Origin of the sequence: Streptomyces sp. B6B3, from assembly GCF_039871525.1 — a bacterium.
In the GTDB taxonomy this organism is placed as follows: domain Bacteria; phylum Actinomycetota; class Actinomycetes; order Streptomycetales; family Streptomycetaceae; genus Streptomyces.
Genome location: NZ_JBDPLU010000019.1, coordinates 17,904 through 37,750, shown reverse-complemented (window position 1 = coordinate 37,750; position 19,847 = coordinate 17,904). Strand labels below are relative to the sequence as shown.

The 19,847-nt window shown below is 74.4% G+C and carries 15 protein-coding genes; 13 read left to right on the top strand and 2 right to left on the bottom strand.

The genetic code is table 11. The features are described 5' to 3' along the window. Nucleotides 1-6 precede the first annotated feature (6 nt). From ABGB06_RS30285 to ABGB06_RS30265, 5 genes are all read left to right on the top strand, one after another. The gene (locus ABGB06_RS30285) at nucleotides 7-3,951 is read left to right on the top strand and encodes an Rne/Rng family ribonuclease (RefSeq protein WP_347595356.1); all 3,945 of its coding nucleotides are present in this window, start codon (nucleotides 7-9) and stop codon (nucleotides 3,949-3,951) included. 253 nt (nucleotides 3,952-4,204) lie between these two features. Beyond that, nucleotides 4,205-4,528: a 50S ribosomal protein L21 gene (gene rplU / locus ABGB06_RS30280; protein ID WP_347595353.1), complete on the top strand. Its 324-nt coding sequence runs from the start codon at nucleotides 4,205-4,207 to the stop codon at nucleotides 4,526-4,528. A gap of 13 nt (nucleotides 4,529-4,541) precedes the next feature. Beyond that, on the top strand, nucleotides 4,542-4,799 hold the full coding sequence (gene rpmA, locus ABGB06_RS30275) for a 50S ribosomal protein L27 (protein WP_347595350.1): 258 nt from the start codon (nucleotides 4,542-4,544) through the stop codon (nucleotides 4,797-4,799). Between the two features lie 109 nt (nucleotides 4,800-4,908). After that, nucleotides 4,909-6,318 carry a GTPase ObgE gene (obgE, locus tag ABGB06_RS30270; RefSeq protein WP_347595347.1) on the top strand — a complete coding sequence of 470 codons (1,410 nt, stop codon included), beginning with the start codon at nucleotides 4,909-4,911 and terminating at the stop codon, nucleotides 6,316-6,318. A gap of 471 nt (nucleotides 6,319-6,789) precedes the next feature. Continuing rightward, the gene (locus ABGB06_RS30265; protein WP_347595344.1) at nucleotides 6,790-7,431 is read left to right on the top strand and encodes an alpha/beta family hydrolase; all 642 of its coding nucleotides are present in this window, start codon (nucleotides 6,790-6,792) and stop codon (nucleotides 7,429-7,431) included. An 85-nt stretch (nucleotides 7,432-7,516) separates the two neighbouring features. On the opposite strand, the gene ABGB06_RS30260 is transcribed toward ABGB06_RS30265, so the two are convergent. Beyond that, on the bottom strand, nucleotides 7,517-9,571 hold the full coding sequence (locus ABGB06_RS30260) for a hypothetical protein (protein WP_347595341.1): 2,055 nt from the start codon (nucleotides 9,569-9,571) through the stop codon (nucleotides 7,517-7,519). A gap of 210 nt (nucleotides 9,572-9,781) precedes the next feature. On the opposite strand from ABGB06_RS30260, the gene proB reads away from it, so the two are divergent. From proB to ABGB06_RS30235, 5 genes are all read left to right on the top strand, one after another. After that, entirely contained in the window at nucleotides 9,782-10,900 is a 1,119-nt protein-coding gene (proB, locus tag ABGB06_RS30255; protein ID WP_347595338.1) for a glutamate 5-kinase, read from the top strand. A 277-nt stretch (nucleotides 10,901-11,177) separates the two neighbouring features. Further along, complete coding sequence (locus ABGB06_RS30250) at nucleotides 11,178-11,540, top strand: hypothetical protein (protein ID WP_347595696.1); 363 nt, start codon at nucleotides 11,178-11,180, stop codon at nucleotides 11,538-11,540. 146 nt (nucleotides 11,541-11,686) lie between these two features. After that, nucleotides 11,687-13,006: a glutamate-5-semialdehyde dehydrogenase gene (locus tag ABGB06_RS30245; RefSeq protein WP_347595335.1), complete on the top strand. Its 1,320-nt coding sequence runs from the start codon at nucleotides 11,687-11,689 to the stop codon at nucleotides 13,004-13,006. A gap of 86 nt (nucleotides 13,007-13,092) precedes the next feature. Continuing rightward, the gene (locus ABGB06_RS30240) at nucleotides 13,093-13,764 is read left to right on the top strand and encodes a hypothetical protein (RefSeq protein WP_347595332.1); all 672 of its coding nucleotides are present in this window, start codon (nucleotides 13,093-13,095) and stop codon (nucleotides 13,762-13,764) included. A gap of 190 nt (nucleotides 13,765-13,954) precedes the next feature. Next, complete coding sequence (locus tag ABGB06_RS30235; protein WP_347595329.1) at nucleotides 13,955-15,082, top strand: hypothetical protein; 1,128 nt, start codon at nucleotides 13,955-13,957, stop codon at nucleotides 15,080-15,082. Between the two features lie 707 nt (nucleotides 15,083-15,789). On the opposite strand, the gene ABGB06_RS30230 is transcribed toward ABGB06_RS30235, so the two are convergent. Further along, nucleotides 15,790-16,980: a M48 family metallopeptidase gene (locus tag ABGB06_RS30230; RefSeq protein ID WP_347595326.1), complete on the bottom strand. Its 1,191-nt coding sequence runs from the start codon at nucleotides 16,978-16,980 to the stop codon at nucleotides 15,790-15,792. Between the two features lie 180 nt (nucleotides 16,981-17,160). On the opposite strand from ABGB06_RS30230, the gene ABGB06_RS30225 reads away from it, so the two are divergent. The 3 genes from ABGB06_RS30225 to ABGB06_RS30215 are packed head-to-tail and all read left to right on the top strand — an operon-like array spanning nucleotide 17,161 to nucleotide 19,767. Beyond that, the gene (locus ABGB06_RS30225) at nucleotides 17,161-17,334 is read left to right on the top strand and encodes a hypothetical protein (protein WP_347595323.1); all 174 of its coding nucleotides are present in this window, start codon (nucleotides 17,161-17,163) and stop codon (nucleotides 17,332-17,334) included. A 9-nt stretch (nucleotides 17,335-17,343) separates the two neighbouring features. Beyond that, nucleotides 17,344-17,967 (top strand): nicotinate-nucleotide adenylyltransferase, encoded by a 624-nt coding sequence (nadD, locus tag ABGB06_RS30220; RefSeq protein WP_347595320.1) that lies wholly within the window; start codon nucleotides 17,344-17,346, stop codon nucleotides 17,965-17,967. 21 nt (nucleotides 17,968-17,988) lie between these two features. After that, on the top strand, nucleotides 17,989-19,767 hold the full coding sequence (locus tag ABGB06_RS30215; RefSeq protein WP_347595317.1) for an LCP family protein: 1,779 nt from the start codon (nucleotides 17,989-17,991) through the stop codon (nucleotides 19,765-19,767). The last annotated feature ends 80 nt before the right edge of the window (nucleotides 19,768-19,847 follow it).

The window sequence follows — 19,847 nt, the reverse complement described above, 5'->3', positions numbered from 1 at the left end:
GCCCGCATGCACGAGCCCAACCAGTCCACGGACGTGGACGGCGACAACAACACCACACCGAGCGACACCCTGCCGCCCCGCCGCCGCCGTCGCGTGGCGAGCAGCCCGGCGGGCCCGCCGGCCACCACGGCCGGCGCGGAGACCACCAGCGACACCACCGACCCCATCGAGAGCACCACGAGCGACCTCGGCGCGGAGCCCGCGGTCGAGCCGCCGGCCGCCCCGGCGCGCGGCCGGCGTCGCGCCACGCGCGTCACATCCTCCGCGGCGGCGACGGAGACCGCCGAGGCCGGGACCGCGGCGGTGCCCGCGGCCCGCCAGGAGTCCACCGAGCCGGCCGAGCCGGCCGAGTCGACACCGGAACCCCCGACCCGCACCCGGCGCCGTGCCACCCGCGCCGCCGCCACCCCTCCCGCGCCCGAGCCCTCGGTGACGGTCGGTGACGCGGGGGCACCCGAGACCCCGGCGGCTCCCGAACCGGCCGCCGAGGGATCCGCGGCGGCCGAGGACAGGACCGCGCCCGAGGCGGCGGAGGCCCCGGAGGCCAAGCCCCGGACCCGCACCCGGCGCCGTGCCACCCGCGCCGCGGCCGCCCCCGAGACGCCCCCGGCCGCCGAGACCCCGGCGGCTCCCGAACCCGCTGCCGAGGGGTCCGCGTCGGCCGGTGACGAGGCCGGCCCCGTGACCGCTGCCGAGGCGTCCGCGCCCGAGGCGGCGGAGGCCCCGGAGACGAAGCCCCGGACCCGCACCCGGCGCCGTGCCACCCGCGCGGCGGCCGGCCCCGACGAGACCGCCGCCTCCGCGGACGCCGACGAGCAGCCCGCGCCGAGCGCCGAGCCTGCCGGCCAGGCGCCCGCCGACGAGGAGCCCGAGGCCAAGCCGCGGACCCGCGGCCGGCGGCGGGCCACCCGCGCTGCGGTCACTCCCGAGGGCACCCCGCAGGCCACCTCCGAGCCGGCGACGGAGCCCGCCGAGCCCGCCGAGCCCGTCGCCTCGCCGGACGCCGACGAGCAGGACGCGGCGGACGCCGGGGCCGCCGGCAAGGCGCCCGCGCTGGCCGCCGTGCCCGCCGCGCCGACCGTCGTGTTCCAGGCGCCCGTGTTCCAGGCCCCGATGTTCCAGACCCCGGAGCGCGCCGCCGCCGCGGCGGCCGAGCACGCCGTCGTCGAGGACGAGGACGAGGACGTCGAGACCGACGAGGACGACGTCACCGAGGAGACCGCCGACGAGGCGGAGGACCTCGACGAGGCCGAGGACTCCGCCGACGCGGACGACGAGCAGCAGTCCGAGCGCCCCACCCGCCGCCGGCGCCGCGGCGGTCGCCGCCGCCGGCGCGGTGAGACCGCCGAGCGGGCGGCCGAGGCCGCCGGCTCCTCCGGAGCGCGGTCCGAGCGGAAGGACGACGCCGACGACCGCGACGCGGACGCGGGCGAGGACACCGAGGCGGAGGAGGCGGACTCCGGCCAGGAGAACTCCGCCGAGGGCGAGGGCGGCTCCGGGTCCTCCCGGCGCCGCCGGCGCCGGCGGCGCCGCAGCGGCGATTCCGGCGAGTCGGGCGGCGGCACCTCCGACGACCCGGAGCGCACCGTCGTCAAGGTGCGCGAGCCGCGCCGCAGGAAGGACGAGTCGGAGTCCTCGGACGGCGTGCAGTCCATCAAGGGCTCCACCCGCCTCGAGGCCAAGAAGCAGCGCCGCCGGGAGGGCCGGGAACAGGGCCGCCGCCGGGTGCCGATCATCACCGAGGCCGAGTTCCTGGCCCGCCGCGAGTCCGTCGAACGGGTCATGGTGGTGCGGCAGCACGGCGAGCGCACCCAGATCGCGGTGCTGGAGGACGGCGTCCTCGTCGAGCACTTCGTCAACCGCGAGCAGGCCACCTCGTACGTCGGCAACGTCTACCTCGGCAAGGTGCAGAACGTGCTGCCCTCGATGGAGGCGGCGTTCGTCGACATCGGCAAGGGCCGCAACGCGGTGCTCTACGCCGGCGAGGTCAACTTCGAGGCGCTGGGCCTCGGCAGCGGCCCGCGCCGGATCGAGACCGCGCTGAAGTCCGGGCAGCCGGTCCTGGTGCAGGTCACCAAGGACCCGATGGGCCACAAGGGCGCCCGGCTGACCAGCCAGATCTCGCTGCCGGGACGCTACCTGGTGTACGTGCCCGAGGGTTCGATGACCGGCATCAGCCGCAAGCTGCCGGACACCGAGCGGACCCGGCTGAAGCAGATCCTCAAGCAGATCGTTCCCGACGACGCGGGCGTCATCGTGCGCACCGCGGCCGAGGGCGCCAGCGAGGAGGAGCTGACCCGGGACGTCGAGCGGCTCCAGGCGCAGTGGGCGGACATCCAGCGCAAGGCCAAGAAGGGCAACGCGCCGTCGCTGCTCTACAGCGAGCCCGACATGACCGTCCGGGTGGTCAGGGACATCTTCAACGAGGACTTCTCCAAGGTCATCGTCTCCGGCGATGAGGCATGGGAGACGATCCACGGCTACGTCGCACACGTGGCGCCCGACCTGGCGGAGCGGCTCCAGAAGTGGAACTCGGAGGTGGACGTCTTCGCCACCTACCGGATCGACGAGCAGCTGATGAAGGCCCTGGACCGGAAGGTGTGGCTGCCCAGCGGAGGCTCGCTGGTGATCGACCGCACCGAGGCGATGGTCGTCATCGACGTGAACACCGGCCGCTTCACCGGGCAGGGCGGCAACCTGGAGGAGACGGTCACCAGGAACAACCTGGAGGCGGCCGAGGAGATCGTGCGCCAACTGCGGCTGCGCGACCTCGGCGGCATCATCGTGATCGACTTCATCGACATGGTGCTGGAGTCCAACCGGGAGCTGGTGCTCCGGCGGCTGCTGGAGTGCCTGGGCCGGGACCGCACCAAGCACCAGGTCGCCGAGGTCACCTCGCTGGGCCTGGTGCAGATGACCAGGAAGCGGGTCGGGCAGGGGCTGCTGGAGTCGTTCTCCGAGTCCTGCGCGCACTGCAACGGGCGCGGCGTCATCGTGCACATGGAGCAGCCGCACGTGCACGGCGGCGGTGGCGGCAAGCGGTCCCGGAAGAAGGCGAAGGCCGCCGCGGCCGCGGCGCCTGCCGCGGAGCAGCGGGAGGAGACCGTCGCCCAGGAGCCCGAGCCGGTCGAGACGACGGTGCCCGAACGGCTCCCCGAGCCGGCCGAGGAGACCGCGGTCGTCGAGCCCGCGGAGACGGTCGAGCCGGTCGCGGAGCCGGAGGCGCAGCCAGGCGAGCGGCGCCGCAGGCGCCGGGTCGCCCGCAAGGTCAGCGTTCCGGCGGGCCCGCCCAAGGCGGCCGAGGAGGCGGTGACGGTGGTGACGCCGGCCGCCGAGTCGGCGCCGCCGGAGGCGGACACCGTGTCCCGGCCCGCGGCCGAGGCCCCCGCCGAGACCCCCGCGGCGGCCCAGGCCGAGACCCGGGCGGAGGCCGTCGCCGAGGAGCAGCGCGACGTGGCCGCCGAGGAGGCCCCGGCCGCGCCGCCGGCCCGGCGGCGGGGCAGCCGTAAGGTCAGCGTTCCCGCCGGCTCGCCGAAGAGCACGGAGGAGGCCGGCGTGCTGGTGATCGCCGCCGGCGAGACCCCCGAGGGGCAGCCGGAGCCGGCCGAGGCCGGGCCCGAGCCCACGGCGGGCGAGCCGGGCGCCGAGCCGGAGGGGCCGCGCCGCCGCCGGGTGTCCGCGCCCGCGGGCTCCCCGGAGGGCGCGGAGGAGGCGTCGGTGACCGTCGTCGCCCCTGGCACCGCCAGGAAGACCGCGAAGAAGGCGGCCAAGACCGCCAAGGCGGCGAAGACGGCGAAGGCCGCCAAGAAGTCGCCGGCGAAGAAGGCCGCCGCGAAGAAGGCGACCAAGAAGGCGGCGACCAAGAAGACCGCGAAGAAGACCGCGGCGCAGGCCACGGCCGCGGCGGAGCAGCAGCAGCAGCCCTCGGTCTCGGCGTCCACCGAGGACTGACGGGACGAACGCGCACCAGGGAGGCGCCGGGAGGCCGGTCGGCGAATTTGACCAGCTTCTCGGCGCCTCCGTATTCTGGGTGATCGGCGTGTCGCCAGACGCGCCAGGTTCCTGAGCATCCGCCTCCCGCACCGACCGGGCGTCAGTCCGCGCCGCGGGAGAGGCCGAGCCCACCCCCAGGACCCCGCGTGGGTCGAGGGCGCCTGGCTGGCTGGCATCAGGGATTCCACGACGAGCGAGAGAGAGTTGGCGCGTGTACGCGATCGTGCGCACCGGCGGCCGGCAGCAGAAGGTGGCTGTCGGGGACGTCATCGAGGTTGACCGGATGGCCAGCAAGGAGATCGGCGACTCCGTCGAGCTCTCCACCCTGCTCGTGGTGGACGGCGACACCGTCACCAGCGACCCCTGGGTGCTGGCCGGCGTGAAGGTCCAGGCCGAGGTCCTCGACCACCACAAGGGCGAGAAGATCCGGATCCAGAAGTTCAAGAACAAGACCGGTTACCGCCGGCGGATGGGTCACCGTCAGCTGCACACCCAGCTGAAGATCACCGAGATCCCCGCCCCGGCCGCGAAGTAAGGACACAAGCGAGATGGCACACAAGAAGGGCGCCTCGTCCACTCGGAACGGCCGCGACTCCAACCCCCAGTACCTGGGCGTCAAGCGCTTCGGCGGCCAGCTGGTGAACGCGGGCGAGATCCTGGTCCGCCAGCGCGGCACGCACTTCCACCCGGGCAACGGCGTGGGCCGTGGCGGCGACGACACGCTGTTCGCGCTGCGCGCCGGCACCGTGCAGTTCGGCCGGTCCCGCGACCGCAAGGTCGTCAACGTGGTCCCGGTCGCCGAGTAACACCCACCAGCTCACGTCCCAGGGCGGGCCGCCTCCCGGTGGGAGGCCGGTCCGCCCTCGGCGTTGCCGCACGGCGGCATCCGCACGAACCGCACTGGGAGGTGCATCCATGACCACCTTCGTGGACCGCGTCGAACTGCACGTCGTCGCGGGCAACGGAGGCCACGGCTGCGCCTCCGTGCACCGCGAGAAGTTCAAGCCGCTGGGCGGGCCGGACGGCGGTGACGGCGGGCGCGGCGGGGACGTGGTCCTGGTCGTCGACCTGGACGTCACCACGCTGCTCGACTACCACCACCGGCCGTACCGCAAGGCCACCAACGGCCGGCCCGGCGCCGGCGGCCATCGCACCGGCGCGGACGGCCAGGACCTGGTCCTGCCGGTCCCCGACGGCACGGTGGTGCTCGACCGCCGGGGCAACGTGCTGGCCGACCTCGTCGGCGAGGGCACCACGTTCGTCGCCGGCCAGGGCGGCCGCGGCGGCCTCGGCAACGCCGCCCTCGCGTCGCCGCGCCGCAAGGCGCCGGGCTTCGCGCTGCTCGGCGTGCCGGGCACCGGCCGGGAGCTGGTGCTGGAGCTGAAGAGCGTGGCCGACGTCGCGCTCGTCGGCTATCCGAGCGCCGGCAAGTCGTCGCTGATCTCGGTGCTGTCGGCGGCCCGCCCGAAGATCGCCGACTACCCCTTCACCACGCTGGTGCCGAACCTCGGCGTCGTCACCGCGGGCACCACGGTCTTCACCGTCGCGGACGTGCCGGGACTCATCCCCGGCGCCAGCCAGGGCAAGGGCCTGGGCCTGGAGTTCCTGCGGCACGTCGAGCGCTGCGAGGTCCTGGTGCACGTGCTGGACTGCGCGACCCTGGAGTCGGACCGGGACCCGCTGACCGACCTGGAGGTCATCGAGGCCGAGCTGGCGCAGTACGGCGGGCTCGCGGACCGGCCGCGGCTGGTCGTGCTCAACAAGACGGACATCCCCGAGGGCCAGGAGCTCGCCGACCTGGTCCGGCCGGAGCTGGAGGCCAAGGGCCACCGGGTCTTCGAGGTGTCGGCGGTCTCCCGCAAGGGCCTGCGCGAGCTCTCGTTCGCGCTCGGCGCGCTGGTCTCGGAGGCCCGCGCGCGGCGGCCCCGCGAGGAGGCGACCCGGGTCGTCATCCGCCCCCAGGCCGTCAACGAATCGGGCTTCACGGTCAGCCGCGAGGGCGAGGCGCTGTACCGGGTGCGCGGCGAGAAGCCCGAGCGCTGGGTGCGGCAGACCGACTTCTCCAACGAGGAGGCCGTCGGCTACCTCGCCGACCGGCTGAACCGCCTCGGCGTCGAGGACGAGCTGTTCCGGGTCGGCGCCAGGGAAGGCGACGGCGTGGCCATCGGGCCCGAGGACAACGCGGTCGTCTTCGACTGGGAGCCGTCCGTCGTGGGCGGCGCCGAGATGCTCGGCCGCCGCGGCGAGGACCACCGCCTGAACGAACTCCGCCCCGCGGTCCAACGCCGCCGCGACCGCGAGGCAGAACGCGCCGACCCCGAGTAGCCCTTGCCGGGCGGACCCCGCACCGCGCCAGGCGTTGGGCCACCGCACGCCGGCGACGCCGGGACCGGTCCGGTCGAGTGGGGTGACCGCGCTCCCCGGGGGCGGCTCCGCGCCCGGCTGGGCTGCTGCGCGCGCTGAGGCCATCCCAGGGCGCCCCGCGCCCGGGCGGTGGGCTGGTGCGCGGCCGGGTTGTGTTCGGGCGCCGGCGTCGCGTTGGCGGGCGCGCGGCAGCTGGCAGGTTCGCTGGTGCCGACGCGCTGGGCGCTGGGTCACCTGACACCTGCGGGCGGGGCCTGCCCTGTGCGGTCGCCTCAGGGCGCCCCGCGCCCGGGCGGTGGGCCGATACTCGGCGTGGCGCGGCTGGCGCCGTCCCGGGGATGGTGGGCTGGGCCGGTCCCGGGGTGCTCCGCGCCCGGCTTGGCCGGGCGAGCCGGTGTGGGGTGGGGGCGTCGGAACGGACAGACTGGGGGGATGAGCGAGCGCAGCGAGACCGTGGAGACGCCGCAGGGTGACGCCCGGATCCATTGGCATCGCGCCAGGGACGCCCGCGTCGTGCTGGCCCTCGGGCATGGCGCCGGCGGCGGCGTCGAGGCGGCCGATCTGGTGCTGCTGGCCGCCGAGCTGCCCGAGCGGAGCGTCACCGTGGCGCTGGTCGAGCAGCCCTGGCGCGTCGCCGGCAAGCGGCTCGCGCCCGCCCCGCGCACCCTGGACGCCGCCTGGACCGCGCTGTGGCCGGCGCTGGACGGGCCCGGCCTGCCGGTCATCGCCGGCGGGCGCAGCGCCGGCGCCCGCGTTGCCTGCCGCACGGCGCGTACCCTCGGCGCCCGCGCCGTGCTCGCGCTGTCGTTCCCGCTGCATCCCCCCGGCCGGCCCGAGAAGACCCGCGTCGCCGAGCTGAGCGGGGCCGACGTGCCCGTGCTGGTCGTGCAGGGCGGGCGGGACACCTTCGGCACGCCCGCCGAGTTTCCGCGCGGCACGGAGCTGATCGAGGTGCCGCACGGGGACCACTCGTTCGTCATCCCCAAGAAGGCCGGCATCACCACCGAGGCGGCGTTGGCCGAGGTCGTCGACCCGGTCGCCGCCTGGCTGAACCGCCAGGCGGCGACCGGCTAGGGGAGCCAGGGGCCGATCCGGCGCCGCACCGCGGGGGGAGCGCCCCAGACTTCCGGGGGCTCCCACGCGACACCGCGGGAAGCGCTCAGCGCGCCACCGTGGCCGTCGTCGACTCCCGTGGCGCGGGGGACTGGGCCTCCCCGGCCTCGCCGGGCTGCGGGTGCCGGGCGCGCCGCGCGTCCGCCGCCGCACACAGCGCGCGGGCCGCCTTGCGGAAACGCGCCAGCGACGGCGGCTCGGCCGGCCCGAGCAGGTACTCCTTCAGCACCGCGCGCTCCTCGGCCAGCTCGTCCAGCGCCGGGTCCACGACCGCCGCGAGCAGCTCGGTCAGGCCGTCCGCCTCGGGGGTGAGGATCGTGGCCGCCCGGACCGTCGGGTTCGCCGCCTTGAACTCCTCCTCGGTCAGTCCGCTGGTGTTGGCCACCGCGTACGGCTTGGCGCTGGCCAGGAAGTCGGAGACCACGCTGGACACGTCGGAGACCAGCAGGTCGGCCTGGTTGAAGCAGGTGTAGATGTCGGGGCGCGGCCCGGTCAGCACCAGGTGGCCGGCCGGCGGCTGGGCGGCCCAGAACGCCGTCCGCCAGGCGTCCGAGGCCGCCGCGACGGCCTCCGCCCGGCCCGACTCCGGTGCGCCCTGCACGCTCATCCGCTCCACCTCGTCCGCGTTCGGCCGGAACGCCGTCGCGGTCAGCGCGTCCAGTTCGGCGGTGCGCCGGGCCAGCTCGGCCTCGCGCGCCGCCTGGTCGGGGTGCGCCGCGCTGGCCCCGGCGGCGTTCGCCTCGGCGATCATCGCCCGGATTCGCTGGTCCGCGGCGCGGGCCCGGGAGTCGACGCTGCCGGTCATCGGGTGCGGCTTGTAGTGCAGCCGGACCCGGGGGTCGGCCAGCAGCGCGCGGACGATGTTCTCGCCGGCCAGGATGAGCGACGTGTTGCCCGGGTCGGTGGTCCAGCCCTCCCAGGTCGGCGCGTACAGCACCGTGATCGGGCCCTCGGCGGCCGGCGGGCCCGCGTACGGCAGGATCGGCGCCAGCTGCGGGCGGCCGACCTCCACCACGTCGCGGTCGTCCACGCCGACCTCGGCCTCCGCGTACCGCCGGCGGGCCGCGGGGCCGGCCACCCACACCTCGTCGTAGACCTTGGCGTACGGGTTGCAGCTGGACAGCTTGTCGCTCTCGCCATGGTTGGTGAACGCGTGCTTGAGCGTGGGGATGCGCAGCACCTGGGAGGTCTTGGGGGCGTTCGCCGGGTGCAGCAGCATCTTCAGCGTGGAGTTCTCCAGCATCATCAGCTGGGCCACCCGCGGCAGGCAGACGATCGGCACGTCGGTGGCCGCGATCAGCTGCATCATGCCGCGTTCGCGCAGCACGATCACCGGCCGGCCGTCCAGCGCGGACAGCGTGGAGAGCCACATGTTGGCCTGGTACGCGGTCGAGGAGCCGCCGGAGAAGTAGAGGCCGACGTCAGGACGGTAGTCCGCGAGCCAGCGCCCGAACCAGTCGACGACCCGCTGTTCGCTCGGGGTGCGCTTGGCGGGCAGCAGCCAGGTCGCCAGGTATCCGGCGCTCGCCACGAAAAGCGCCAGCGAGAGGCCGACGCCGGCCATGCCCCAGCCCCCGTCGTCGGTGGCGATGGTGGTCAGCATGCCGGCGGTCGCAGGCACCGAGAACAGCAGCTGCCGTCGGGCCGACTTCGTCAGCAGGGCCGGCGGGGCCGCCGGCAGGTTCAGCTCGGAGGTGTCGATGTTGCGGGTGAGCACCGGCAGCGTCCGGGTGCGCCGCACCAGCACGGCGAGCGCGCGGGTGAGGTAGTGGCCGCCGTAGCAGCACAGCAGGCCGCTGACCAGCAGTATCCGCGCCGCACCTCCTATGTCGGTGAGCTGGACCAGCGCCATCAGCGTCAGCAGGTCGCGTAGCAGCTGTCTGACGCTCTCGTCGCAGTGCAGCTTGGCCAGCGTGCTCAGCGGGCCGGGGAACCACTGCCGCAGCGCCAGGTCGAGCAGCAGGCCGGCGGCCGCCGCGACGATCAGCGGGCCCGAACTGGGCAGCTGCGCGCCGAAGAGCTGCACGACGAAGCAGCCGAGGAGCGCGACGAGTGAGGTCCATTGCAGGGTGCGGCGAAGGGTCGGTCCAGCAGCAGGCACAGCTAATGCTCCGGAGGGATGAGACAGGGGGTGTACGGCGTCGGTCGCGAGGTAGGTGGGGGTGGGGGGAAATGCACGGGCGGCCTCCCGGTGCATTGGCATAGATTACGGACAGGGGTCCTGACGCGCGAGCAGAGTGGCCGGGACGAGCGAGAGGTCCGTGCGGGCCGCGCCCAGGGGCGGCGCCGGCACGGCAGGCGAGGGAGCACAGTGACAGCGGCACGGCAGGACGTCAGGGACGCCCGCAGGATCGTCGTCAAGATCGGCTCATCCTCGCTGACCACGGCGGCCGGCGGTCTGGACGCCGACCGGGTGGACGCACTCGTCGATGTGCTGGTGAAACAGGACGGAAAGCAGATCGTACTGGTCTCCTCGGGTGCCATCGCGGCGGGGCTCGCCCCGCTGGGCCTCACCAGGCGGCCCCGGGACCTGGCGCGGCAGCAGGCCGCCGCCAGCGTCGGGCAGGGGCTGCTGCTGGCCCGCTACACCGCGTCGTTCGCCCGCTACGGACGGCGTGTCGGGCAGGTGCTGCTGACCTCCGACGACACCAGCCGCCGGGCCCACTACCGCAACGCGTACCGCACCCTGGAGCAGCTGCTGACCATGGGCGTGATGCCGGTGGTCAACGAGAACGACACGGTGGCCACCGAGGAGATCAGGTTCGGCGACAACGACCGGCTGGCCGCGCTCGTCGCCCACCTCGTCAAGGCCGACCTGCTGGTGCTGCTCTCCGACGTGGACGGGCTCTACGACGGAGACCCGTCCCGCCCCGGTGCGACCCGGATCGAGGAGGTCGCCGGGCCGGCCGACCTGGCCGGCATCGAGCTGGGCCGGGCCGGCCGGGCCGGGGTGGGCACCGGCGGCATGGTCACCAAGGTGGAGGCGGCCGCGATCGCCACCGAGGCGGGCATCCCCGTGGTGCTCACGTCCGCGGGGCACGCCTCCGACGCCCTGGCCGGGACCGTCACCGGCACCCGGTTCCGCCCCACCGGCCGCCGCTCCACGGGCCGGCTGCTGTGGCTGGCGCACGCCTCCACCCCGCGCGGCGCCGTGACGCTGGACGACGGGGCGGTGCGGGCGGTCACCGAGCGGCGCAGCTCGCTGCTGCCGGCCGGGATCACCGCCGTGGAGGGCGACTTCATCGCGGGCGATCCCATCGAGCTGCGCGACCGGACGGGCCGGGCGGTGGCCCGCGGCCTGGTCAACTTCGACGCGCGCGAGATCCCCCGGCTGATCGGCCGCTCCACCAGGGAACTGGCGCGCGAGCTGGGCCCCGAGTACGAGCGCGAGGTCGTCCACCGGGACGATCTGGTGCTGCTCCGCGCGTAGTCGCGGCCGCGTCCCCCGGGGTCCGGGCGGCCGGGGAGGCGCCGCCGGGTCCGCCCGGCGCGACGTGGCCGATGTGTGAAGGAGGCGTCGCGAGCCGGGAGGTTTCCCGAATCGGCCCCGCCGGCGCGGGCGAACTGCTGCACTTCTCGTGGTGCCGCTCCAGCACCGCGCCGCATGCGTCACTTCAGCACCAGTCAGGAGGCCGCAGGTGAGACGTCTAGCCAGCGTCGAGGGGGGCCGGACCGCCCTCGGGGAGCCGAGGAGGGCGGAGGACCACCTGGTCCGCGTCGCGGACGAGGAGCCACGGCTGTGGCACATCATCCTCAGCGTGGCCGGCCCGGCGACCCCGCCGGCCGACGTGCGGCGGGGGCTGGAACGGCTGGCCCACGACCATCCCTTCCTGCTGACCAGCCGCTACGCGGCCGACCACGCGGAGATCCGGTACTGGGAGGAGGCGCGCGACCTGCACGACGCGGCGGCGTTGGCCCTGCGGCTGTGGGGCGAGCACCGGCGCACCGCCCAGCTGCCGCCGTGGGAGATCGTCGGCCTCGAGGTCGTCGGGCGGGAGACCTACCACCAGCGGGTCGCCGAGGGCTACGGCCCGCCGCCCGCCACGTCCATCGGCGTCCACCCGTTCTGACCCGCCCGCCGCCCGCCGCCCGCCGCCCGCCGTCGCCCGTCACCCCCGCCGGATCCCGCCCTGCCGGCCGCGCGTCCGGTCCGTAACCGTCCGGCCCGTGGTCGTCCGGTCCGGGCGCCCGGCCGCACGGACTACCCTTCGGGAGCATGAGCCGTTCCGCCGAGTCTCCCGTCGTCTCCGCAGCCCAGCCCGCGGCCCAGCCCGCCGCGGAGAGCCCCGTCCTCGCCGTCGCCCGCCGGGCGAAGGCCGCGGCCACCGTGCTCGCGCCGCTGCCGCGCACCGCGCGGGACGCGGCGCTGTTGGCCATCGCCGACGCGCTGCTCGCCCGGGCGGACGAGATCGTCACGGCGAACGCCGAGGACATCGCCAAGGCGCGCGCCGCCGGCACCCCCGAGGCGATCATCGACCGGCTCACCCTGACCCCGGAGCGGATCGCCGCCATCGCCGAGGACGTGCGCAGCGTGGTCGCGCTGCCCGACCCGGTCGGCGAGGTGGTGCGCGGCTCGACCCTGCCCAACGGGCTGGAGCTCCGCCAGGTCCGGGTGCCGCTCGGCGTCGTCGGCATCGTCTACGAGGCCCGGCCGAACGTCACGGTGGACGCCGCCACGCTCTGCCTGAAGGCCGGCAACGCCGTGCTGCTGCGCGGCTCCTCCTCCGCCTACGCGTCGAACACCGCGCTGGTCGCGGTGCTCCGCGAGGCGGTCGCGGACGCCGGCCTGCCCGCGGACGCCGTGCAGCTGGTGCCGGGCGAGGGCCGGGACTCGGTGCGCGAGCTGATGCGCGCCCGCGGCCTGGTCGACGTGCTGATCCCGCGCGGCGGCGCCTCGCTGATCCAGACCGTGGTGCGGGAGTCCATCGTGCCGGTCATCGAGACCGGCGTCGGCAACTGCCACGTCTACGTGGACGAGCGCGCCGACCTCGACATGGCCGTCGACATCCTGGTCAACTCCAAGGCCCAGCGGCCCAGCGTGTGCAACGCCGCGGAGACGGTGCTGGTGCACGCCGGGATCGCGGACCGGTTCCTGCCCCGCGCGCTGGCCGCGCTGACCGAGGCCGGGGTGCGGGTGCACGGCGACGAGGCGTGGCAGAAGGCCGGCGCCGCCGCCGGCGTGGCGGTGACCCCGGCCACCGAGGAGGACTGGGAGACCGAGTACCTCAGCTACGACATCGCCGCAGCCGTGGTGCCCGACCTGGACGCGGCCGTAGCCCACATCCGCCGCTGGACCTCGGGGCACACCGAGGCGATCGTCACCGGGGACACCGCGGCGGCCCGCCGTTTCGTCTCCCGGATGGACTCCACCGCGGTGATGGTCAACGCCTCCACCCGGTTCACCGACGGTGGGCAGTTCGGGTTCGGCGCGGAGATCGGCATCTCCACGCAGAAGCTGCACGCCCGCGGCCCGATGGGCCTTCCGGAACTCACCTCCACCACCTATGTGGTGACCGGCGACGGACACGTTCGGTAGTCGCCGGCGGCCGCCGGTGTGCCCCCGAATCGGGTGAATTCCCCCGGGCCCTCCCCCTGAGGGCCCAAGCCGCCTACGCTGGATACGTGCCGGACAATGCGGAGGGCTACCCGTTCCGAGACGGGGAAGGGCCCAACAGCCAGGATCGCGGGGCAGCCGACGAGGCGTTCGCCGCCGTGGTGCTCGACGAGGAGTTCGTCGAGGCCGCCGCGATCCACGAGCCGAGCGCAGCCGAGCGGATACTCTACGCGGCCCTCGAGCGCGCCGAGTCCGAGGCCGTCACCGAGCATTCCCCGTACCCCGACCTCGACTTCGACGCGGGTACGCCGGACGGCGCCGGCGGGTATCCGGTCGACGCCGACCTCCGTGACCTCGACGAGGACCTGGAGGACGAGGAGCCGGACGACGAGGAGGGGCGGTTCGACCGCTCCGACTACACCAGGTACCTGTCGGACGAGGACGAGGAGGAGCTCGGATACGGCGGATACGCCGGCTATCCGGCTCCCGGCGCGCTCACCGGTCGCGCGGCCGCGCCGCGCGGGGGTTGGCGACCGGCGCGCTGGCAGCGTCCGGTGGCCTGCGTCCTCGCCATGGTGATGGGGATCAGCGTCATCGCGTTCGCCCTGATAGCCATCCAGCGCGCCGGTTCCTCCGCCCAACGCGGCGAGCCCACCCCGCTGCCCGCCTCCCCGGCCGACGGGCCGGACGACGGCCTCCCCGCCGACGTCGAGGCGGACGTTCCCGAGGACGACCGCTGACGCGGCCACCCCGCGTCACCTCACGTCATCGCACGTCACCACGCGTTCCTCAACCGCCCGTTCGCACGCCCCTCGCGCCACCGCCGCGCTCCCCGCGTGCTCCCGGCAAGCGCCACACACGCGGCCCGCGGGCGAAAGAGATGGCCATCGAGGGCTGTTTACGCACCTGTTATCGACCTACGCTGGTCTGGTGGCCGGGCGTACTGACCCTCCCGAAGGGACCCCCGGGGGCGTCTCGGGAGCCGGGGACGAGGAATACCGATCGACCGTCTTCGACGAGTCGTTCGTACGAGCTGCGCGGCTCCAGGAGGCCTCCGCCCAGGAGCGCCTCGAGACCCACGGCGAGGCGGTGCGCAGCCGTTCACCGGACGCGACGCCCGGCGGCAGCGCCGGAAACCGCACGGTGCCGAAGCAGGGCATAGCCCTGGCCCTGATCATCCTCCTCGCCTTCGCCGCCGCCATCTACCTCGGCAGCAACAACCCCTACGGCGCCAGCCCCGCCGTCGCCGTCGAACCGCCCGTCGGCTCGGTGACCCCGCTCGCCCCGGACGGCGCGGTGCCGGGATCCGACGACATCGTCGCGCTGTACGCCGCCAGCCAGGCCGCGGACTTCGGCCTCGGCGAGGGCGGCGTCTCGTTGCCCGATCCGCGGGCCACGGCCCACTTCACCCAGCAGCAGGTGTGGACGGCGCTCACTCTGGCCAAGGAGTACGTGGTGGCCAGCGCGTTGACGGAGGACGTGGTCACCGGCGAGACCTCGGCGCCCGTGCGCGAGCTGCTCGGCGAGGACCAACAGCACCAGTTCGACGACGCCCTGGCCGGCAGCGCCGCGGAGCACCCGGACGCGGCGGACACCTCGGCCACGGACTGGCTGGTGCGGTTCGCGGCCGACCCGACCCAGCAGCGGGTGGCGCTGGCCGATCCGCTGCCCCGGGTGGAGGGCCGCTTCACCTTCGACGAGGTGTCGGAGGGCGTCATCGAGGTGGCCGGGCAGCACGTCTTCGTCTACGCCGTCCGTCCGGCGGACGCCCCCCTGGCCCCGGCCGCGCTGTTCACCGTGGAGCGGGACATCCGGCTGCAGTTCGGCGAGGACCAGCTGCGCGACCGTCAGGTGATGCTGCGACAGGTCGACTCGCTGGCCGGGCCGATGGACTGCACGGCGGAGACGGCCGCGGCGTTCGACCCGCTGCTGGCGGGCGAGCGCGCCGCGCACTCGCCCGCCATGGAGACCACCGACCCCTACGCCACGCGGGCCGCCGGCGCGACGATATGCGGCACCCTGTCCGCAAGCGCCTTGCCGGCGCTCCCGGACACGTGACCCCAACCCCGCCCGGGCCCGGCACCCTGATCCCGGGTCCTGTTCCTGAGCCCTGAGCCCACGTCCTGGTCGGTGTCCTGGGCCGGCGTCCTGATCCCACGCCCCGCGCCGCGAGCCGGTGTACCTGATCCCGGACACGAGTCGGCGCCCTGATCCCGCGCCACGAGCGGCGGGCGGGTGTCCCTGATCCCGTGTCCTCAGCTCTGAGCCACGAGCCGGTGTACCTGATCCCGGACACGAGTCGGCGTCCCGATCCGGCGTCCTGATCTCGCGCCACGAGCGGCGGGCGGGTGTCCCTGATCCCGTGTCCTCAGCCCTGAGCCACGAGCCGGTGTACCTGATCCCGGACACGAGTCGGCGTCCCGATCCGGCGTCCTGATCTCGCGCCACGAGCGGCGGGCGGGTGTCCCTGATCCCGTGTCCTCAGCCCTGAGCCACGAGCCGGTGTACCTGATCCGGCGTCCTGATCCGGCGTCCTGATCCGGCGTCCTGAGCCCGCGTCCTGAGTCGGCGTCCCGAGCCCGGGTTCGGGTCTCGTGCCCTTGAGTCCACATCCCGAGCCCGACCGTCGGAGTCCGTGTCGCGTCGGCGCCGGTTGATGACCGGAGGTCGCTGTGCCGCGGCGGTGTCCGTCACGACCGCGGGTCCTCCGCCCTCCGCCGGCGTGCGGCCCGACGGAGTCGGGTGCCGCACGCCGGCGGAGCCGTTCAGTCGCGCGGCGGTCCCGCGTCTCCGTTCGTCGGTCCCGTCCCGCCGCTCCCGCCGCTCCCGCCGGCGTCCGGGCCGGCGTCCGGACCGGACTCCGTGTCGGTCTCCGTGGTCTCCGGCGCCTCCGCCTCGCGGGTCGCCGTGCCGCCACCCCGGCCGCGCCCCGTGGCGAAGTCCCGCAGCCGGCCGCCCAGATCGCTCGCGCCGCCGGCCACGTCGTTGACCAGCTTCATCAGCGGGTCCTTGCTGCTGCGCATCGTGGACGTGTAGTGGTTGGCCGACTCCCGGAAGGAGTCGCTGACCGACGCGTCCCGGTCCTCGCCGCGCCGCGGGTAGTGGCCGTCCATGATCCGCTGGTAGTCGCGGCTCTGGGCCCACTTGCGCAGCTCCGCCGCCCGCACCACCGCGAAGGGATGGGTGCGCGGCAGCACGTTGAGGATCTTCAGCACCGAGTCCCGCAGGTCGCCGCCCGCCTCGTACTCCTCGGCCTGCTCCAGGAACGCGTCGACGTTCATCTCGTGCAGGTGGTTGCCGCCCGCCAGCTTCATCAGGCCGCGCATCGACGCCTGCGGATCCTGCCCGACCAGCAGCCCCGCCCGGTCGGCCGACAGCTCCGACTTGCGGAACCACTCGCGCAGCGCCGAGACGATGGCCATGATCGCGATGTTCCCCAGCGGGATCCACGCCACCCGGACCGCGATGTTGGTCAGGAACAGCAGGATCGTGCGGTAGACCGCGTGCCCGGACAGCGCGTGCCCGACCTCGTGGCCGACGACCGCCCGCATCTCCTCCTCGTCGAGCAGCTCGACGAGGCCGGTGGTGAGCACGATGATCGGCCGGTCCAGGCCGATGCACATCGCGTTCGGCTTGGGATCCTGCGTGACGTACATCGGCGGGACCCGTTCCAGGTCCAGGATGTAGCACGCGTCGAGCAGCATCTGGTGCAGGTGGGCGAACTGCCGCTCGTTGACGCGCACCGAGTCGGACAGGAACAGCAGCCGCAGGCTCCGCTCCGGCAGCATGGCGCTGAGCGCCTTGAACACCGTGTCGAAGCCGGTCAGCTTGCGCAGCGCCACCAGGGCGGAACGATCCGCCGGATGTTCGTAGGCCCGGGACGATATGTCCGGGAATCGCCGCCTGTTGCGGCTCGGTATCCGCTCGGCGCCATCCGGCGTCGTGCCGTCTGTCATGTGAACCCCCTGCTTGCGTGGTCTCCGAGCGTCCCCCTCACCCAGCCCCGCGGAGCCCGGGAGGTCCCCCCACCACTCCATCTCACCGCGACCGGTGGGGGCAAGGGCCCGGCGCCATCTCGTCGGCATACGATGGCTCCGACCCTACGTTCCAGCCGCCACGTTCCCGGATGGGCCTTCATGAGCATGTCCAGCCTCCCGCCCCGCGTCTCGGACGCCGTCCTGACCCTCGCCGAGAGCGGCGAACACGGCGGCAACCACGACAGCCTGAACGCCTACGCCATCGGCGGGGGCACGTTCGCCGCGCTGCTGTTGCTGCTGTGGATCACGACCCGGCTCAACCGCGACCGCTAGGGTCTGCCTATGCGAGAGGTGATAGCGCCAGGGAAGCGGCGCCTCGGCGTGATGGGTGGCACGTTCGACCCCATCCACCACGGGCACCTGGTCGCCGCGAGCGAGGTGGCGTCCCAGTTCCACCTGGACGAGGTCGTCTTCGTGCCGACGGGGCAGCCGTGGCAGAAGACGCACCAGGACGTGTCGCCGGCCGAGGACCGGTACCTGATGACGGTCATCGCGACCGCCTCCAACCCGCAGTTCTCGGTCAGCCGCATCGACATCGACCGCGGCGGCAAGACGTACACCATCGACACACTGCGCGAGCTGCGGGATCTGCACGGGGACGCGGACCTGTTCTTCATCACCGGCGCCGACGCGCTGGCGCAGATCCTCGGCTGGCGGGACGCCGAGGAGCTCTTCTCGCTCGCCCACTTCATCGGGGTGACCCGGCCGGGGCACCAGCTCGCGGACCCGGGGCTGCCCGGCGGCGGCGTGTCCCTGGTGGAGGTGCCGGCCCTGGCCATCTCCTCCACCGACTGCCGCGAGCGGGTGGCCCGCGCGGACCCGGTCTGGTATCTGGTGCCGGACGGAGTGGTGCGTTACATCAACAAACGGGCGCTCTACCGGCACACCTCGGGACCGGCGCGCTGATCGGGCGGAAGGGCGGCACGGGTGAACGACCGGCAGGATCCGTACGGGCAGCAGGCACCGGGCAACACCGAGTTCTACGGCTATGACGAGTACGGGCGCCCGGTGTACCGCCCCGCGCCCGCCCCCCCGCAGGCACCGCCGGACGGGTACGGCTACGGCGCGGGCCCCCAGCAGACCGGTCAGCAGCCGGCCTACGGCGAGTACGACTACGGCACCGGCGAGCAGACCCCGGTCCACGACGGCTACGACTACGGCACGGGCGAACAGCGGCCCGTGCCCCCCGGCTACCCCGGTCCCGGCTACCCCGACCCCGGTCACCCAGGCACCCAGGAGGGCTACCAGGGCTACGACTACGGCACGGGCGAGCAGCCCCCGGTGTACCCGGGCTACGGCCCCGACACCGGCGAGCAGACCAGGGTGCCACCCGCCGCGCCCGCCCCGCCGGAGGCGGCGAACGTGCCGGGCCAGCGCCGGCCGCCGGAGGCCGGCGGCAACTACGACACGGACGAGTTCTCCTTCGTCGAGGAGAACGACCAGGACTCCCAGGACGTCATCGACTGGCTGAAGTTCACCGAGAGCCGCACCGAACGCCGCGAGGAGGCGAAGCGCCGCGGCCGCAACCGCCGCCGGCTGCTCGTCGTCACGCTCGTGCTGGCCCTGCTCGGCGGCGCCGGCTACCTGTGGGCCACCGACCGGGTGCCGTTCCTGCCGGGCACCGAGGCCGGGACGGAGGGCGGCTCCGCCGCCGAGGTGCGCGACGTCATCGCGGTCCACCTCAGGGAGACGAACGGCGACACCACCTCCACCGCGCTGCTGGTCGCCAACGAGACCACGGAGCAGGGCACCACCCTGCTGCTCCCCAACGAACTGGCGGTCACCCCGGACGGCGCCCCGACGACGCTGGGCCAGGCGGTGACCGAGTCCAGCGCCGGCGAGGTCAGGGACGCGCTCGGCGGGCTGCTGGGCGCCGACATCAAGGGCACCTGGCGGCTGGACACCCCGTACCTCGACTTCCTGGTCGAACTGGTCGGCGGCATCACCGTGGACACCAACGTCGAGGTGCCGGCCGGCGCCGGTGCCGGCGGAGACGGCGAGGGCGAGGGCGACGGCGAGGGCGACGGAGACGGTGAGGGCGGCGGCGAGCCGCTGGTGCCGCAGGGCAACGGCGTCGAGATGGACGGCGAGGCCGCCATCGGCTACGCCACCTACCGGGCCGAGGGCGAGCCCGAGAGCGCGCAGCTGGAGCGCTTCGGCCAGGTCATGGCCGGCGTGCTGGAGAACCTCTCCTCGAACGAGCGCACGGTGACCGAGACCCTCCAGGCGCTCAACCAGATCCCCGACCCCTCGCTGTCCCAGGAGGAGCTCGGCGCCAGCCTGGCGCAGCTCGCCGGCTACGCCCAGTCCGACGCCTACGAGACCACGCTGCTGCCGGTCGAGGACGGCGGGCTGATCAGCGACGACACGGCCGGCGGGCTGGTGCGGGACGTGCTCGGCGGCACGGTCGCCGACCAGGAGGCCGGCGGGGTGGCCCGGATCGGCATCCGCGACGCCAGCGGCGTCGAGGGCACCGCGGAGGACGCCCGGATCACGCTGGTCAACGGCGGCTTCACGGTCGTGGACGCGCGGGCGGTCGAGGAGATCCAGAGCACCTCCCAGGTGACCTACGGCGACGCGGCGCACCGGGAGACCGCCGTCGAGGTGGCCAGGACGCTGGGGCTGCCCGAGGACGCCGTCACCGAGGGTGAGAGCGTGGGGAACTCCAACGTGACCATCGTGCTCGGCGAGGACTTCGTCGAATGACCCGGGCGGTCACGTTCCGTGACGCCCTGGGGGCGAATATCCCGCGGCGCGGTGGGCGCGGCGTGAGACCCTGGAGAGAT

What these genes read in the sequence shown, in the direction of transcription:
- ABGB06_RS30265 (WP_347595344.1), top strand. Translation starts at nt 6,790, where the DNA reads ATGAGCGAGCGCAGCGAGACCGTGGAGACGCCGCAGGGTGACGCCCGG.
- obgE (WP_347595347.1), top strand. Translation starts at nt 4,909, where the DNA reads ATGACCACCTTCGTGGACCGCGTCGAACTGCACGTCGTCGCGGGCAAC.
- ABGB06_RS30230 (WP_347595326.1), bottom strand. Translation starts at nt 16,980, where the DNA reads ATGACAGACGGCACGACGCCGGATGGCGCCGAGCGGATACCGAGCCGC.
- nadD (WP_347595320.1), top strand. Translation starts at nt 17,344, where the DNA reads ATGCGAGAGGTGATAGCGCCAGGGAAGCGGCGCCTCGGCGTGATGGGT.
- rpmA (WP_347595350.1), top strand. Translation starts at nt 4,542, where the DNA reads ATGGCACACAAGAAGGGCGCCTCGTCCACTCGGAACGGCCGCGACTCC.
- ABGB06_RS30225 (WP_347595323.1), top strand. Translation starts at nt 17,161, where the DNA reads ATGAGCATGTCCAGCCTCCCGCCCCGCGTCTCGGACGCCGTCCTGACC.
- ABGB06_RS30245 (WP_347595335.1), top strand. Translation starts at nt 11,687, where the DNA reads ATGAGCCGTTCCGCCGAGTCTCCCGTCGTCTCCGCAGCCCAGCCCGCG.
- ABGB06_RS30285 (WP_347595356.1), top strand. Translation starts at nt 7, where the DNA reads ATGCACGAGCCCAACCAGTCCACGGACGTGGACGGCGACAACAACACC.